The organism is Methanosarcina sp. DH2, from assembly GCF_020804225.1.
Classification (GTDB): Archaea; Halobacteriota; Methanosarcinia; order Methanosarcinales; family Methanosarcinaceae; genus Methanosarcina.
Genome location: NZ_WJBI01000009.1, coordinates 1 through 16614, shown reverse-complemented (window position 1 = coordinate 16614; position 16614 = coordinate 1). Strand labels below are relative to the sequence as shown.

Here is a 16614-nt window from a genome sequence, read left to right as displayed (position 1 = left end):
TCGATCTAAAATCCAGCAGGCTGTATAGTCTGAAGTCTGCGAAGTGAGGAAACTGCGAAGTAAGGAAACTGTGAAATGGGGGACCTGCAACGTAAGGGATCTGCAAAGTCATAAAGTACAAAAATTTAAGTAAGTATGATAAATCTATACACCAGCAAATCTATACCCCGTCCATAGAATAAGGTAAACTCAAAAATAAGGGTAACCCGTAGCTAGAGACCTCATGTATTTAGATAGATTCTGAGATATATGCAATTGCATTAGTTTAATGATATAATATTAAACTAATAAACTAAAATTACAAGGATAAGATAAAGAATATCATAATAAACTAACATTAGGTGTTAAAAATATTATATATGATAACTGCATAGTATAATTTGCGTTCTCATCTCTGAACACTCCACTAGCAAACAAACACCTACTCCAAAACCTACTCCACAGTAAAGAGATGAAATAAACCTCTCAACCCACAAATATCTCAAACCTCTTCCCAAACAAAAATCTCTTATTACAGTTAGGAACTTCCAGATACTTTGATGGGAACGCAACCTCTTTTAAAAATAAAACCGATCTGTAAGATTTTTTCATGGATAGTGGCTCGAAATCGCTGCCTCAATTTGTCTCGCCCGAATTGCGTCTCGCCCGAATTGCGTCTCGCCCGAATTGCGTCTCGGGAGTACGCGTCCTTTTCGCTCCGCTTCGCTTCGCTCAAGAGGACTAATTTATGGATATTAGTAGTGGAATTCACTCCGGAGGATTAAACTACAGTATCTCTGACCCGTGGAACATTATTATCCATTCTATGCCGTTTTTGTCACTCTCGACAAAGTAGATAGTCTTTCCAAAAAAGATATAAGAGAGAAGAAGAGAAAAGAGTTCCCAGAAATAAGAACGATAGAAAACGGATAAAAATTAGAGACGTTAGAAAAACTGACAGAGTATAAACAAAATAGAATTGGATTCTACCTGAAAAATACTTTTTTCTATGCCTATTTTTATCGTTTTTTCTGCTTTTTCTGCTTTTTCAAGCTTCTTTTTCTTCATTTGAGTATTTTGGTGTAATTTGAATTTACACAATTTTATAGACAGAAATTATGACGGCTAGCGAGAAGTAGCATTGAGTGGAGTGGATAAAGCCATCAGGCTGAAAGAAGAAGTAGAGCAGCAAAGAAGAGAAAAATCCGGATATAGCATTTCCGTATTACGGCCATAATAGATAGAAAAAAGATTTAATGGGCAGATCCAGAGATCTCCAGTATTCAGATTCCCTGAAGTAACGTTGTAACTATTGTTATAGGAAAACAGGCGTTCCTTTTCAGGAGAGGTTATTTCAAAAGATTCGTTTGATATTTGCGACGTATTATTATCTCCGTAATTTTCAGAACTTAATAGAAGAGGATCCTCTATGAAATAGGGACCTGCTGGATATAGCAGTGCACCTTCCTTTATTATAGTCCCATGTGGTATGGCATGAGCAGAGTTAGCTGTGATCAATATCCCAATAATCAGCACCAAAGTTAAATTAAGTTTTTTTATACCTCTTCCTCCTCAGCTTTTGGAACGACATCAAAATTAAAAAAAATCATTTGACATCAAATCTTAAAGAAGAATTGGGTCAAGTACTATATATTGTTTTTTAAAAATCCAAATAAATATAATTCTAATGACGCTTCAGACGGGAGGAGAAACTGCATATGACATATATAAAGTAAGGCGTTATACCAGTAATGAAATGTTATATGAATGCACTAACCGATATAAAGATAGAACAATATTAGTTGTTGAAAATATTATATACAGTGGGTGCATAGTATAATTTGCGTTCTCACTACAACACCAACTAGCAAACACCTATTCCAAAAGACCTACTTCAACATCCACTCCGAAAAACTACCCCACAAGTAAAGAGATAATACAAAAACTCACAGCCTATGAGTCAAGTACCTCAAACCTCTTCCCAAAACAAAAGCATCTCTTATAAGTATTCGGAACTTCCAAGATCTAGGTGGGAACGCAATCTTTTCTTAAAAAGAAAGTGAATATTCGGAATTTTTTGATAAAATCCTCAAAGCTCTGCATAGATATTTTGAATAAGAAGGTATCAATGTGCCCAAAGTTGCTTTTGAGACAATGCTTGAAAGATAAAAGAGAAGCACAATTTTTGCAGCCGGGTTGAACCTGAGAGCTCGGAAAATCCGGTAAAAAATAATAAATTAAGGGCAAAATGAAGAAGAGGGAAAAACTTTAGAGATTGCTCAACAAGCTTTTCTTAGAAAAGAAAGTGGGTTCTAAAAATTCTGCCATTTGTAATTTGATAGTCAATCATACAGAAAAGGAAATCCAAAAAGCAACCTGTTTCCAGAAAACTTTTACAGAATTTAGTGACAACGGAATATTATCAATTTTGCAATCCATAGCAGTTTTCAATTCAGGATTTAATTCCAGTGCTCTCTGCCTGGCTTTGATAGAATCATCAACTTTGTCAATGGAAGCAAGAACAACACTTTTGTTATACCAGGCTTCGGCATAATCAGGTTTTAACTTTATTGCCTGCTCATAAGCTTTTATTGCCTCATCTTCTTCCCCGATTTCGCAGAGTACATTGCCCTTATTGACCCATTCGGCAGAGTTTTCAGATTGCAAAGAGATAAAATTATTTATTGCCTTTCAGTTGTTGTAACTATAGTAGAATTAGCCAAAACTCGATATAAACTTTACATAGATAGAAAAAGGTTTTTATTTAAATGTAAATTTGAAAATACATAAAATAAAATGAAGAAAAAGTTTTACTTAAAGTGATTACTGGAAGCTTGCATCTACTTAAAAAAGCGACATATAAAAAAAGGAAAGTGAATAATTATTAGTAAAGCGTTAATGTAACTCAGTTACACGGATAACACTTAATAGCGGTTCTCTCTGGGAGTCCTGTGGTTAGGAAGGCAGTCTCTGCAGTAGACCGGTCTTTCGGGGTCAGGTTTGAAAGGTACCTGAGTCTCGACGTTACAGTCAGAACAAACTGCGGTGTGCATTTCCCTGGGACCGCTGTTACCGCGGAAACCTCCGGAATTTCCTCTGAAATTTCTGTCATTAAAAGCCATTTTCGTTTCACCTCCGCTTATAGCGGATAGTCAATAGTTTAAAAATAAGATTGTATAGAGCTCTTTGATTAAAAACAAAAATGAGTTTTTAATAACAGATTATACGTCTCTTTATTTTTAATAGACCTACCAGACAAATATAATATATAAAGGTATCTGTAAAGTATGGAAAAAATACGTGAAAATCTACTCCTTTCAGAGTTATCCGCTATAAACACTTTTACTATTAATTCTTTTATAAGATACCAGATCAGTCAACAGATCAGCCAACAAATCAGTTAACAGATCAGTCCAGGTGACTGCTCCCCTCATTAAAATGAGGGGCATCTATCGGTTTTACGAACAGACTGCAATCCCAGTCTGAGAATGTTAATAGAAGCATTAAGATCACGGTTGATAGATAGACCGCAGAAAGGACAATTATGAGTTCTYTCTGACAGGTCTTTTTCTACCAGCATACCACAACTTGAACACATCTTAGAGGTATTCTTAGGATTTACAAGAACTAGTTTTCTACCAGCGTTTTCAGCTTTGTAGGAAGTATAAGTTACAAGTTTACTCYAGGCAGCATCAAGAATGTGTTTAGCCAGATTGTGATTTTTTGACATATTCTTAATGTTAAGATCTTCAAAACAGATTATACMATAATTATCAACAAGACTTTTACTGAGTTTTTGAGTAAAGTCTTCTCTTTTGTTAGAAATTCGTTCGTAGACTCTACATAATGTTTTAAGGYATTTCTTTCTTTCAGGAGTTCCTTTTTCTGCTTTAGATAACTTCCTGTTAGCTCTTGCCAGTGCCTTTTCTTCTTGTATGTAAAATCTAGGATTGGGAACATACGTTCCATTTGATAATGTAGCAAAGGAAAGAATTCCAACATCAAYACCTACTGACTTATCAGATTTTTTAAGTGGTTGATAAGTTTCAACATCAGTAAGTATTGATACAAACCATTTYCYGGTTGAAGTTCTCCGTATAATTAAGCGTTTAATGTTTCCTTCAAATGGTTTATGCAGTTTGATTTTTATATCTCCGATTTTTGAGAGGCTTAATGTATTTCCATTTAAGGAAAAACCTGATTGCAGGTAAGTAATGCTGTCGTACCAACCTTTCCCTTTGAATCTGGGATATCCCGACTTCTCTCCTGCTTTAACTCTACGGAAAAAAGCCTGAAAGGCTAGATCAACACGCATAGTTACATCTTGAAGGGTATGAGAATGAACATTTTTGAGTTCTGGTTTATCTTTCTTCCAGATAGGAATCATTTTCTTAGAATCATAATAACTGATTCGCTTTTGCTCTRATTCCCAGGCGTTTTTTCTTAATGCCAGAGTTTCATTATAAACCCATCTACAAAGTTCCAGAGTAGAATTAAGTTCTGTAATCTGTGATTTTGTTGGATAGATTCTATAACGATTAACTTTAGGCATATTACAGTATAATGTAATTTTACCTAAATAAAAGTTGTTATGTAGAAGTTGACGGCTGTATCCCGTCATTAAAATGACGGGGATTAGCCTTAGATGCTCCTAAAAGTTATATATAATCAGAAATTATTGAACCTTGTTTACTGAACCAAACAGTACTGAAGTAGCATTTATAGACAGATATTATAGACAGATACTATAGACAGATATTATAGACAGATTTTATAGATGGCATCCATCCAAAATCAACACAATTAATCTAGAATTCGAAGCGAATATACATGATTCAGAAGATGATATGAACAAGAGGCTGTTAAAAAGCAGATTGCCGAAATTCAGGCTACCAAAATAAAGCCGGAATCAAAGTTGCGCTGGCGCACCCCGCTGCAAGCAACGGGGTATGTTCGCGCCACCGCTCCAAATTCCGTTAAAGGAGATAATATCCCTAAACAATTTAGTTTGAGCAGAAGTTAACAACCAAAAAATGGGATTGATAAATCATATTATCATTAACGGTTACCGGGGAAGTTTTCCATCCCCGCAGCAAGCTAGCGGGGTATTCGACTGAAATAAAGGCTACTTTAATTTAAAAGGTTTATACCAGGGTTTTCATTAATTTCATATAGCTTTTTTTCGATCATGCCATGGGTTAATTTCCGGACTGAAAATGTGGTCACCGGAAGCCTCAACTGACCTTTCAACGGATTTTTCAACCGACAACTGAAAGGATCTTTCTACAGTATTTTCAACCGGACCTTCAATTGGGCTTGCGGTTGAATTGTCTGTCTGGACAGGGGGAGTCCCAAGTATTTTCTTTGTCCTGAAGACTGCAAGCAAAAACCCGTATGTAAGAGGACCTATGATGACGCCGATAGGGCCGAGAACAAAGACGGGAGCCGCAAAGGCTATAAGAGTAATTGCTGGATGGATTGCTCCCCGGCTTCTTGCGAGCTTTGGTCTTATAACAAAGTCCGGGACAAGATTCAGTAAGATAATCCCCAGGAAAAACAGGGCACCTGCCGTAAAAAAGTCCTGTATGAGAATATAGTAAAGAGCAAGGAGGCCGTAGACCGTGCCTGCTCCTACAACCGGCAGGAGAGCCATTATGAAGGTTATAACTCCCCAGATCAGAGGATATGGTATCCCAAGGACCCAGTAAAGTACTCCTCCAATTACGCCGGTCACGAGACAGGTCAGGAAGTAGACTATGAAGAGGCTCTGGTAAATGTAATTGAGCTCCCCAAGAAATACAACTCCCAGTTTTCTGTCCGGAAAGAGATTTGGGAGTTCGGTTGCTATAGTTTCGCTTTCTACAAGGAGATAATAAGTCAGGACAATAATTACGACCAGCTCTATAATCAGGATCGAAAGGTCAGTTGAGATCTGGAAAATATTATTCTGGATTTCGGGGACATAATCAGTGACCAGGGAATTTAAGTATGCACCGATGCTTGCAGTCAGTTTCCCGGGATGAGTCTGGATAAAAGGCTCAAAAACCCCGACTATCCGCCTGAGGTCCATACTTGCAAACCCATTAATTGTATTGGGAATCTCTAACAGCTTTGAAATCTCATTCATTAAAGCCTTCACTATCATAACACCGGAAGATACCGTAATAAGAAGGATTGTGCCAAGAGGTATCAGGGCGCAAATCTGCTTGCTCTTAATGAATCTGAGACAAAAAAAGTATACAGGATGAATAACGTATGCAAAAAGGGCGCTGAGAACAAGAACACAAAAAAAAGCAGATGTTATGTATAAAGCATATAAAGAAACCAGTATGAATATAGCAATATATATAGCCTTAACAGGGTCATAATTTTTCATATATGTAAAATACTGAGGAAGTAGATAAATAACTTACTACCAATATAAAAGAACTCATCACTCTACATGTATTATTATGTTTCTAATTGTATTTTTAAAAAGCATAACCTTATTATATTGAAGAAAATCAAATGATTTACAAATAATCATAGAGCCGATCCCAAAACTCAGAACTACTCCTCTAAATTGTGAATTTTGAATAATCAATAGAGTTTTTGATCACGGAAAACAGTTCTGAGATTCTTATTGATTTTAGAGTAAACCTGGTTTTGGGATGAGCTCATAATAAAAGTATAGCTAAAAAGAAAAAGAGAGAATATTTTAAGAGTAGTTAAAGAACATTCCGAAAACATTTAGGAATATTCAGAGGTTACTTAAAAGATATTTAAATAAATTATAAAATGTTCAGAGATTATTTAAGAACGTTTAAAGAACATTTAGTTACAGTGATACAATCTCTTTCTTCTCCCGTTTGAAAACTGCAGTTACTGTTCCTCCATCATCAATGTCATCCTTGATCAGAACCAGTTCCCATCCTTCATTTCCAATTCTTTCAAGGTCACTCATTTGCTGCGGCATGTGCACACCATGAATCCTGCGAGAATCGTACTCCCATAGTTTCATTATTTAATACCCCTCCTGTTACCGATAAAGAGAAACTTTGCATTTAATATTGTGATGAAACTATAAATAACCCGGACAAAAGAAAAAAGTGACTGGATGTTTATTTTCGTTTCCGTCCCTTAGACTCACCACTTGCTGCTGAAAAGTAAACAGATAGTTTACTGCCCGTAATTTACTGCTCATTAGAGTCGAACAGCCCCGGAACTGAAGACCGAAAAAGCACCCATTTTTCGCATTTTATCCTGCGGATTCTTTCACGTGCCATAAAATCAAAAACCAGTTCAATATCCTCAGGGTAGCTGGAATCGGGATATAATGGATTAAGAGCCTGGGAGTTTTGCCTTGAGACATAGAACCTGTTTTCACCGAAATAGGCGATATACTCCAGCTGATACTTTTCGAATACGAGGCGAATGAATTTTTTTGAAAGAGGGGGCTTTGCAAATTCAAAGTCCTCATCTGTCACTTCAATGCCTGCTCCATACATAATAAAGAGATTGGCAGGATCGGATATAAATTTCGGGGTAAAGGAAACTTATTTGCCTGAAGCTTTTTGCATCCTGACACCGGGGATCAGGCCTATGAATCTGCCAACGCGCCTGTAGCGCTCCAGCATGTCCTGTTCCTGCCTGATGTCTTCAAGTTTCTCAAAAATGTACAGGTTTTCAGGAACATTGGGAATCTGAGCTCTGAGGATATTGAGCAGAGAATCAAGCTGTCTGTCAAGTTCTTTTCTGTCCTTTTCAAGATCCTGGAAGATCCATTCCCTCACCTTCTGGCTTACAGTGCACGTGATTTTCTCCGTGGGAGTGCCTTTTGCCTGCAGGCAAGCTGTCCTTGCTTTGTACCGTATCCCTGAAAGTGTCTCTTTTAGTTTCTGTTCCAGAACTACCTTTCCAATTTTTGGATACTCTCTTTTCACGGTTTTTTGCGCAAGGATAATATCTTCTTCCATAACTTCCAGAGGACCTGAAACCCTGTCAAAAGCTTCAATGCAGGTCTCAAGCAGTTTCTTCTGGGCAGGCAAATCTCCGGCAGTCACATTCCCAGCTGCCCGAAGAAGCCCTGTGAACTTTTCCAGAATTTCGAGAAGCCTCTGATTATCTTCCAGATCCTTTACCTCATGGGCTATCTTTGAGATGTACCTCTCACTTTCGAGCCTGGCAGTCCTTCCAGGGCTGTCGCTAAAAAGTATTTGTAGAAGAGTTTCGTAAAATGGATAATAGAACTCAGGGATGGAGGAGTCGATAGAGGTTTCAGCCGCTTCTTTAAAGTATTTGACAGCCTCCTTAAGTCCAAAAAGGTAAGCAGCCTCGTTTTCTGCTCTCAGTGCCCTCCATAGGGAAGCTCTTCCAAGGGAACGGAGTGCATACCTGCGGACATAGATATATGGGTTATCAATAAGAACCTGCAGGTCTCTCCAGGCCCGTGTTTTATCAGGCACATAAAAAAAGGCAGGCCCAAGAGCTCGCGTTGCGGTTCGCTGCACAAAACTGTCGCTGTGGGTTGAAAGCCTTATAAGGTCACTCCAGGCTTTCCCTTTATCCGGAATACCCGTATATCCAGATTCAAGAGCAAGCACCGCCCCTTTCCGGACTTCTCTGTCCTCAACCGATGTGAGCCTCAAAAGATCGTTCCATGCTCTCTGCTTGTTATCGGAATATGTAAATGCAACGGCGAGAAGTTCTGCAGCTCTTTTTCTTAGCTGGGCGTCCTGGCTTTCAGTAAGCCTGACAAGATCAATAAGAATTCCGGATTTTTCCTCGACCGCTGGAAAGACATACGAAAGCAGCCCTGCAGCCCCCTTTCTGACACCAATATCCCCGTCTCCGGATACTTTAAGAAGTTCGCTCCAGATATCCTGCATTTTACCTGATTTTCGCGAATAAACTGCCAGCAAAGACTCGATTGCACCTCTCCGCATCTGCGGGTCCGGATCAAGGATCAAGCCTAGCAATTCTTCTATAACTTCTTTTTTATCCGACAGGTAGGGGTATGCTGTGGCAAAGGATTCTGTTGCATCTTTTCTTACATAATTGTCCCTATCACCTGTCAACCTCAGGAGGTCGAAAGCGGGTTTTCGGTTTTCTGTTCCCCCGGCCTGCTTACTTTCTATATTACTTTTACCCTTTACTTCTCTTTCATCCTTCACTCCCCTTTCACTTTTCAGTTCCCCTTCAACCTTCACTTCTTTTTCATCCTGTACTCCTCTTTCTTTCCTTTCTCCCTCTTCAGAGAGAGTAGACCCCATAGAATGTGCTGCATCCCTCCTCACGAAAGCAGCTTTTTCCGATGCCAGTTTGTAAAAGCCAGAAGGTTTACTTTTTTCGTTTTCCCACCATTCCTCTTTCTCTTTATTTTCTCCTTCTTCCATCTCTACTTCATTTATTTCGAACTCATCACATAATTGAGGGCAGACAGAAGCAAGAGTCTTTATGACTCTTCTGAGCACATAACTGTCCTTTTTTTCAGCCAGGCTCACCAGATCCGAATATGCCTGGTTTTTATCGGACACGTGTGGAAAAACCTTACTGAGAGTATCAGCTGCGGTCCTCCGAACATATTCGTCCTCATCCCCTGTAAGTTCGATAAGTTCCTCCCATACAGAGTCTTTATCTTCCATGCCTGGAAACACATTCACAAGGGCATCTGCAGCAGTGTCCCTGACGTACCCGCCCCTTGACCTGGTGAGCCTCAGGAAATCAGCCCAAACCATGGTTCTGTCTGGCATATAAGGAAATATGGAAATAAGGGCATCTATTGCCTGCTTTCGTACAGGCCCGCTCTCATCTCCCGTAAGCCGGAAAATGTCATTCCATGCCTTTTTGTTATCAGGTACAGACGAAAATACCGAAGGCAGAGCAAGCAGAATTTCCTTCTGCACAGCCTGATCCATGGACTTCCCTGCCAATTCCAGCATCTCTTCCCACGCCTCATTTTTCTTTTTGTCAGGCAAAGAGGAAAAAACCTCTCCAAGGGTCTTTGCAGCCCGTTCTCTGACCTTTAGATCCCCGGATTCGTCTGCCAGTTTCATTAATTCTCCCCATGTATCGTTTTTCCTTTCATCCGGAAGCTCGGGAAAAATCATATTTAAAAAAGAAGCAGCCTTTTCCCGCACATAAGGGTCATCCAAAAAAGTCATTTCAAACAGGTCTTTCCAGGCCTGTTCCTTATCCGGAAATTCAGAAATTACATTTGGAAGCGCACGGATAATTCCCCTGCTTATATCCTCAAGGCTTGATTTTGAATTTACCAGTCCGACAAGATCTTTCCATGCCCTGTCTTTATCAGGCATAAGTGGAAAAACAGAAATCAGAGCATTTACTGCCTTTTTCATTACCCTTTCCGACGGATAAGCTGTAAGGTTTACAAACCTGTCCCAGACCAGTTCCCTGTCCGGTACGTTAGGATAAACCATCTCAAGGGAACTGATGGCCTCCTCCCTTACCTCGCTATCCCTGTCAGAACAAAGCCTTAAAAGGTCTTCAAAAGCCTGTTTTCTGTCAGGAAAGGCCTCAAAAAGAACTCCTAGCTGCTTTGCAGCTTTTATCCGCTCATCCGATACCTGACTGAAAGTCCTATCATGTATCCCGGGCTGATCACTCAAGAATTCCCACCAACTGCTGCTCTATTAGGTTCCTGCTGTGTTATATTCCAGTTTGACAGGTTTATTCTTATAAGTATTGATTTTGAATTTTAGCTGGCAGTAAAAAGAGTATTAAGAGTATTAGACGTCTCCATGAAAGAGATGTCTCCATGAAAGTAAAAATTGGACTGGATCAATTTCTGATAGCTAATCTTCCAGAGTTGAAACATTTCCAGAGATATGAATAAAAACATACATCTTCTTATTCGATTCAAATCTACAGGATATTATAACTCCGGCTACCTGGGTGGAACCACAAATAGACCTTAAAATACAGAAATACTCCCAAAAAGTGGGGAATTGCATGAAAACCTGTTATCTTGATCTGGTTTTGTTTTCTGAGAAAAGAAAGAAAATCCTTCTGTTATAGAGAGAAGGCCCAAAAAACCTTGAAGAAATGAAGATTTCCCTCAATGCCAGTCTGACTTCGGTTGGATGTTCCAATTCAGCAAAGAATTGAAAACCAAGCTTACTGGGCACATTGTTTGATGTGTTTTCTTCAGGAAAGGGCTGCGCTGCAATTGTCATTTCCGGTACTGCCTCAAATGCGATCTGTACAAGTGCCTGAGCCGTCCGCGTAGCTACACCTCTCCCCTCGAACTCCGAAAAAAGTGAAATACACAATTTCCACGCAGTTGTTCTTTGGGGGTGACTTGAATGCACTGTGCCTGCACATTTATTTTCTTCGATCGCCAGGTAACCAATTCAGGGCGGCATATATCCCACACTCATATATAACTCAGCAGTTAAGGTCATTACCTCTTTAATCATGTCTTTAAGATAGTTAATCGGCTTTGCAGCCGTGCCATTTTCGGTTATCTCAATAATATGTCTTACACTCATAAATGTTCCATTATGATCACTCGCTTTAGCACAACAAATGTAACGTCCTGTCTGGAAAAGGACCCAGCATTTACCAGATCAGAATGCATTTTTCAATTCTTTTTTGCTATACGTTCGATCAGTATTGCTATAATTTTCAATCAATAGATGACAATTAGTTATTCCGTTCCTTGATGTCTAGCCAGGTTACAGGGATTACGAGAATAGTGAAAAAAGAACCAGGAATAGAGATGTTTTATTATTTATCTAGTTTTTGAAGCCAATATTATTGAATTATATTACCAAAAATCGTTAATATAAAAATGCCAGCAATATTTTGTATAAAGATAGAGAGCTATATACTGATATTTTAGAATTTATGTCTAATAAGTATACCATCGTAGGCATGTATATATAGTGTGAGCCATATATATAGATGGCAATCAAAGAGTATAACGTTTTTAAGATTTCTGGGTTTTTGATTGATTGCAGTACAGAATACTGAAAAATGAAGATATGATCTAAGGAGTATTTTATGGAGTTAAATGATTCTACAATAAATTTTAGGCAAAAAAATCTCGTAATAAAGTCTCTTCGTTATATGGAAAGACATAAAAAAATTAGTCAATATTGCGATGAATACAAAAAGAGTTGGCCTGAATTATCTTATGACGAGGCAAGTGACTTAATCAGGATTCTTGACAAGATGTCCTGGCAGTAACTATTTTTAGCTTCTTATCCACTCTTTTTATCTAGTTCCAAATTTGTTTTTGCTCAACACTGTTGCTTTAGATAGTTTGAGACAGGGGATATGCCGATTAGCTCCGGGATGACGAGCCATGTTGGTGAATGAGTTTAGATACCGGCATTGTTAATTTTTCCAAATGAAAAAATGAAGATTTTTGAAATCTCAAGCCATAGCAAACCTTTATTTTAGCTATTTCTTTTCTACTGCTTCTTTTTCGCTGCCACTCTAAAGATCTTCAGTTTCTTCATACTCAGGGTATTCAACTTTTCCCATGAAAAAGATACAGTTTGTCCTTCTGTCCTCTGTGAAGAACACGAACGGAGGGTCGTCTTTGAATTCTTTTGGTTCAGAATCCATGAAATGCTCACGCCTATCTTCACTCCCTCCTTTGTCGCTGCAGCAGCTTCCGTACCTTCTTCATGCACATCTATAAAAGTTTGGTGAATTACACTGGATATTTCTAATGGACTGTCACTGATCCCTGTAAGATCTGCAGGACCGAAAGCACACAATACTCAGTTTAATCTCTGACTGAATATGACATTTCGAAAGAAGGGATATCGGTAGCCATTGAGTGCACGGTAAGTACACATGCAGCCTGTGCTTGTGGCCAATTACTGTAATCTCCTGTAACTTTTAGGTTATAGTCAAACCATCTAGATTTCTAAAGCTTCCAACAAAGTATTTATCTGTTATTATATTTATTCAAGTACAGGTTTTGAATTTACTGAAGTCATTTTATTGTGGAACTAAATCAAAGAGAGAAGAACAGAATGTTTTGTAAATGAAGGATGAAATAATGCAGCAACAGGACGTAATAATCAGTCAACTGGCAATCGGGCAATTAACAATAAAGCAACTGGCACAAACAGTTACAGATTCTCTTGAGCCTGTAATTCCGTATCTGGTCATAGGATCCAGAAAAGCGGATGCCGAAGCCGGCAAAAAAGCAGGGCTCGAGGCATGGGCGATTAAGAAAAAATTGTGGGAAAAATTGTGTTCCAGAACACTGCCTGAAGTAAAAGAGGCAGCAGGAGATATGGTTATTGCACCCTCTGATCCGGAAGTAAAACAGGTTCTGGTTCAGGAGGTTATAAAATCGTTTGAAAAGAACCCTGCTTTAGCTAAAGAAATTTCATCCATTCTTAAAGACGGGACTGTACACAGGGTGACACTTAAAAGTTGTTCAGCTGGTACTGCAGTTCAAGATTCAGGTGATAGAACCAGAGTGCTTGAAGAATTTAATGAGCTGCTTGAAAAATTTACAGCAAAAACCAGCACAGTTGTCATCACTACTACCACTACCCAGAATTTGAAGCAACTAGAAGTCGGGCAGGAAAAAGAAGAACTTATGAAAAAAGCTCTTGATTTTGCCTGCCATATCCAGTACGGAGACCTGAGGGCATATGCCCTTTCCCTGATTGTTCCTTATATGGAGGGACCAAAAAAGGGAGAGTACATAAAAAAAGCCCTTTATTTTACCTCTAATATTCAAGACGAAGCCGAAAGAGCCACAGTCCTTTCTTCACTTGTCCCTCACCTGAAGGGACCAGGAAAAGAAGAACTTATTGAAGATATCCTTGACTTCGCCCCTCACATTCAATACGGAGATGCAAAGTTCCAAATCTTTTCTTTGATAGTTCCTTATCTCGATGAGCCCCTGAATAAAGAGCTTATAGAGAAAGCCTTTGATATGGTATCCGGAATTCAATCTGAATATCTGAGGGTGCAGGCTCTTTCTTTGCTCGCCCCGCGCATGCATGGGCAAGGCAAAGAAGAAATCATAGAAGAAGCCATTCAGTTAGCTTCTAACCTTAAAGATAAAGACATGAAATCTGAAGCCTTCTCATTTATTATTCCAAATCTGGATGAAGCAAGAAAAAAAGAAATTTTGGAAAAAGCCCTTGGGATGGCATCCGGGATTAAATCCGAATATCGAAGGGCACAGGCGCTTTCTTTGCTTGTTCCTTATCTTAATGAGGCAGAAAAAGAAAAAATTAGGGAAAAATCCCTGGTTCCGGCACTGTCAGGCGCAGGCGTGTAATACGCCACTCCTTATTTATCAAACACTTTCTTGATTTGGCCTACCTTTTCTTGCGCCTTGCCTTCTCTTTTTTCAGCTTCACCTTCAGCTTCCAGATCTCGATCACCGGTCAGTTCCCCTACGGTCTCCTTGATCTCTCCTTTTGCCCTGTGGTACTTACCTTCAACTTTATCGTCTGTGCTTGATTTCATAATACTCCCCCGTTTCAAGGTTTTTTTAATCTTGGGGAGTGTCACAGCTCAGTTACCTTTCAATAGATGTAAGCCGAAAAACTCCTGAGAATTGACGGCATTACTGGCCGTGATACTCCCACTTGATAGTACTATTATAATAATGAGATAATACTTTTAAAAGCTTCGCTTAATAAAGTTTTTAAGAAAGGGTATCTGGACGCCTGGATGTTTTATATATAAACTAAATTGATGTGTTTTTAAATATCTATTCAATGCCTTAAAATGTTTTTAGTTTTGATTTTGGTACTAAAGTTACTACCGGCTACTTTACAGCCAACCTTTCTCGGAAAATGAAAAAAGAAGTAGAAGAAGAAGAAAAAGACTTCTTCTCAAAAAAGCACCCGCCGTATCTTTTTTCTATTTTTTCCTTCTTTTTCTTTGCCCGTTCCATATCCGGACGGATCAGAATAGGAAGTTATAGAAAAAATTCCCTGGCTTCGAGACTATCTTAATCTCTAGACTACCTTAATATAATTTTATCAATTTTCTTATAGAATTAAAAATACAGGGAAAAGGGTCGACAAACTTTGCAAATCAAAGGGATAGAGACTCAGCATATCGTTTAAGGTAGGAAATGATTGAATCTTCCACAAATTGACAGAGAAAAAAGAAAAGTTTATGTTTTTTATATCCTCACTACTACGCAAACGCATAAAAAGTACAGATACCTGTGAAAATGAGGGATTTTTTCCCAAAATCAAATTGAGTGCGGCCACCCCAACCTTAAGGGCGGGGTATTCGTGACCCTCCGCACTCCCGATGTAATAAATATTTTGTTTCAACTATTTTGATGTTGATGAATTTTGGATTGATTCATTAGCACCTTAAAGTGCTTTTATATTTAACTTCGGATTCCTTAATCCTCCAGAGCTTTCTTAACCTTACCTTTCTTTTCCTGTACCTCCCCCTTTCTTTTTTCAACTGTCCCTTCGGCTTCTGTCTCGGGATTATTAGTCAGGTCTCCTACTGTCTCCTTGATCTCACCCTTCGCCTTGTGAATCTTGCCTTTAGCTTCTTCCTTAGTGCCTTCGTTCATAGTACTCCCCCTTTCTTCTTATTTTATAAATTCTCTTTTTAATTCAGGAGAATGATCACAGCTATAGTGCCCTTAAAAAGATGTAAGCCGAAGAATTTAGAGAATTATCGGCATTATAGGACTTTACCTGCTATGATAACCCCCATTTACGATCTATTGCATATTATAATAATGAACTGATCCTCCTAATACCTTCGCCTACCGATTCAGGTTTTTAAGGAAGGGAGCTTTGCCAGTAAGTGCAAGTATACCGAAAAGTAAAGGCTTTTTCCCCCATTTTTTCCCATCTTGACAACGAGGGTAATTGATGAGTTTTTGATAAACCTAAAACTTAATTCTACCGTAAAGATCTATAATTATGCTGGAACCATATTTAATAAAGAGAAAAAAGTATAAAATATACGTAACTATTCAGATTATAGTTAACGGCGCTCCCTTGAGCGCCGCTATAATACCCTCCAAAACAGGTAATCCGTTCTTTCTAATTGTAGAGATGTAAGCTCTAATTCTGCAGAAAGCTTCCGCTCCTTGTGTTGTTCTGAAAGTTCCTGATATCTTCTGCTGTAGTTTCATCATCCTGATATCTCTTTCTGCTTGATTATTCTCAAACGGAACTTTCAAATCTGTCAGGAATCTCAGGATCTTTTCTTTATGTTCTATAAACCTATCCAGCAGATTCCTTGCTTTAGTTTTTGGATTATTTCCACGTTTTCCTTGCTTTTCAGGATTTAGAGATTGTGGATTTTCTTCAATTCCTTTAATTATGATAGCATCGAACCTTTCTTCCAATGCTTTAATTTGCTCAAAATCCAGTTCTTTGACTTGCTCCTTGCATTCGTCGGTATACTTTTTCATCTCAGTGAGCAGTTCATTCATTTCTTTAGCCCACTGCTGTTTATAGTTCTCTTCAATTCCAGCAAGTTCTCTCTGTAAATGAGCATTACAGAGAGCATGATCACAGTCATAAATGTTGTAAGGTTTCCATCCGTCGTGAACTGCTACTCCCTTAAACTCCAGAAGAATTCCCATAGCATTTATTGCCTCTGCTCCTCTTTTTGAGTGAGGAAAATAACATGTGTATTTATCATTAGAAGCTACATGAAGCC

The 16614-nt window shown here is 38.7% G+C and carries 15 protein-coding genes and 1 pseudogene; 1 reads left to right on the top strand and 15 read right to left on the bottom strand.

All coding sequences use genetic code 11. The features are described 5' to 3' along the window. Window positions 1-1104 precede the first annotated feature (1104 nt). From FXV91_RS11320 to FXV91_RS19790, 12 genes and pseudogenes are all read right to left on the bottom strand, one after another. A complete protein-coding gene (locus FXV91_RS11320) occupies window positions 1105-1497 on the bottom strand; it encodes a hypothetical protein (protein WP_229390716.1) in 393 nt (130 codons plus the stop codon). A gap of 828 nt (window positions 1498-2325) precedes the next feature. Beyond that, complete coding sequence (locus FXV91_RS11315) at window positions 2326-2646, bottom strand: tetratricopeptide repeat protein (RefSeq protein ID WP_229390715.1); 321 nt, start codon at window positions 2644-2646, stop codon at window positions 2326-2328. A gap of 257 nt (window positions 2647-2903) precedes the next feature. Then, on the bottom strand, window positions 2904-3101 hold the full coding sequence (locus FXV91_RS11310; RefSeq protein WP_048140583.1) for a CxxC-x17-CxxC domain-containing protein: 198 nt from the start codon (window positions 3099-3101) through the stop codon (window positions 2904-2906). 311 nt (window positions 3102-3412) lie between these two features. After that, window positions 3413-4531 (bottom strand): transposase, encoded by a 1119-nt coding sequence (locus tag FXV91_RS11305; protein WP_229390714.1) that lies wholly within the window; start codon window positions 4529-4531, stop codon window positions 3413-3415. A gap of 615 nt (window positions 4532-5146) precedes the next feature. Next, window positions 5147-6355, bottom strand: coding sequence for an AI-2E family transporter (locus FXV91_RS11300; protein WP_229390713.1), 1209 nt, complete (start codon window positions 6353-6355; stop codon window positions 5147-5149). Window positions 6356-6796: 441 nt separating this feature from the next. Further along, window positions 6797-6979, bottom strand: coding sequence for a hypothetical protein (locus FXV91_RS11295; protein WP_229390712.1), 183 nt, complete (start codon window positions 6977-6979; stop codon window positions 6797-6799). 172 nt (window positions 6980-7151) lie between these two features. Then, window positions 7152-7466, bottom strand: coding sequence for a hypothetical protein (locus FXV91_RS11290; RefSeq protein WP_229390711.1), 315 nt, complete (start codon window positions 7464-7466; stop codon window positions 7152-7154). Window positions 7467-7514: 48 nt separating this feature from the next. Beyond that, window positions 7515-10586 (bottom strand): HEAT repeat domain-containing protein, encoded by a 3072-nt coding sequence (locus FXV91_RS11285; protein ID WP_229390710.1) that lies wholly within the window; start codon window positions 10584-10586, stop codon window positions 7515-7517. Between the two features lie 354 nt (window positions 10587-10940). After that, window positions 10941-11315 carry a GNAT family protein gene (locus FXV91_RS11280; RefSeq protein WP_345945507.1) on the bottom strand — a complete coding sequence of 125 codons (375 nt, stop codon included), beginning with the start codon at window positions 11313-11315 and terminating at the stop codon, window positions 10941-10943. Between the two features lie 15 nt (window positions 11316-11330). Continuing rightward, on the bottom strand, window positions 11331-11468 hold the full coding sequence (locus tag FXV91_RS11275; RefSeq protein WP_229390708.1) for a hypothetical protein: 138 nt from the start codon (window positions 11466-11468) through the stop codon (window positions 11331-11333). 952 nt (window positions 11469-12420) lie between these two features. After that, on the bottom strand, window positions 12421-12552 hold the full coding sequence (locus FXV91_RS11270) for a serpin family protein (protein ID WP_255680272.1): 132 nt from the start codon (window positions 12550-12552) through the stop codon (window positions 12421-12423). Between the two features lie 63 nt (window positions 12553-12615). Continuing rightward, window positions 12616-12707, bottom strand: a pseudogene (locus FXV91_RS19790) (hypothetical protein); the annotation flags it as partial. Between the two features lie 287 nt (window positions 12708-12994). On the opposite strand from FXV91_RS19790, the gene FXV91_RS11265 reads away from it, so the two are divergent. Next, entirely contained in the window at window positions 12995-14239 is a 1245-nt protein-coding gene (locus tag FXV91_RS11265) for a hypothetical protein (protein WP_229390707.1), read from the top strand. 11 nt (window positions 14240-14250) lie between these two features. Here FXV91_RS11265 and FXV91_RS11260 read toward each other — a convergent pair whose 3' ends face one another. From FXV91_RS11260 to FXV91_RS11250, 3 genes are all read right to left on the bottom strand, one after another. Then, window positions 14251-14430: a CsbD family protein gene (locus FXV91_RS11260; RefSeq protein ID WP_229390706.1), complete on the bottom strand. Its 180-nt coding sequence runs from the start codon at window positions 14428-14430 to the stop codon at window positions 14251-14253. An 898-nt stretch (window positions 14431-15328) separates the two neighbouring features. Then, on the bottom strand, window positions 15329-15508 hold the full coding sequence (locus FXV91_RS11255; RefSeq protein ID WP_229390705.1) for a CsbD family protein: 180 nt from the start codon (window positions 15506-15508) through the stop codon (window positions 15329-15331). Window positions 15509-15919: 411 nt separating this feature from the next. Then, the coding region (locus FXV91_RS11250) for an IS66 family transposase (RefSeq protein WP_229390704.1) at window positions 15920-16614 on the bottom strand (695 nt) is incomplete at its 5' end.

Excerpts from the sequence above, each read along its gene's own strand:
- FXV91_RS11290 (WP_229390711.1), bottom strand. The coding sequence starts at position 7,466 with ATGTATGGAGCAGGCATTGAAGTGACAGATGAGGACTTTGAATTTGCA.
- FXV91_RS11270 (WP_255680272.1), bottom strand. The coding sequence starts at position 12,552 with ATGGATTCTGAACCAAAAGAATTCAAAGACGACCCTCCGTTCGTGTTC.
- FXV91_RS11275 (WP_229390708.1), bottom strand. The coding sequence starts at position 11,468 with ATGAGTGTAAGACATATTATTGAGATAACCGAAAATGGCACGGCTGCA.
- FXV91_RS11300 (WP_229390713.1), bottom strand. The coding sequence starts at position 6,355 with ATGAAAAATTATGACCCTGTTAAGGCTATATATATTGCTATATTCATA.
- FXV91_RS11260 (WP_229390706.1), bottom strand. The coding sequence starts at position 14,430 with ATGAAATCAAGCACAGACGATAAAGTTGAAGGTAAGTACCACAGGGCA.
- FXV91_RS11310 (WP_048140583.1), bottom strand. The coding sequence starts at position 3,101 with ATGGCTTTTAATGACAGAAATTTCAGAGGAAATTCCGGAGGTTTCCGC.
- FXV91_RS11265 (WP_229390707.1), top strand. The coding sequence starts at position 12,995 with ATGCAGCAACAGGACGTAATAATCAGTCAACTGGCAATCGGGCAATTA.
- FXV91_RS11295 (WP_229390712.1), bottom strand. The coding sequence starts at position 6,979 with ATGAAACTATGGGAGTACGATTCTCGCAGGATTCATGGTGTGCACATG.
- FXV91_RS11255 (WP_229390705.1), bottom strand. The coding sequence starts at position 15,508 with ATGAACGAAGGCACTAAGGAAGAAGCTAAAGGCAAGATTCACAAGGCG.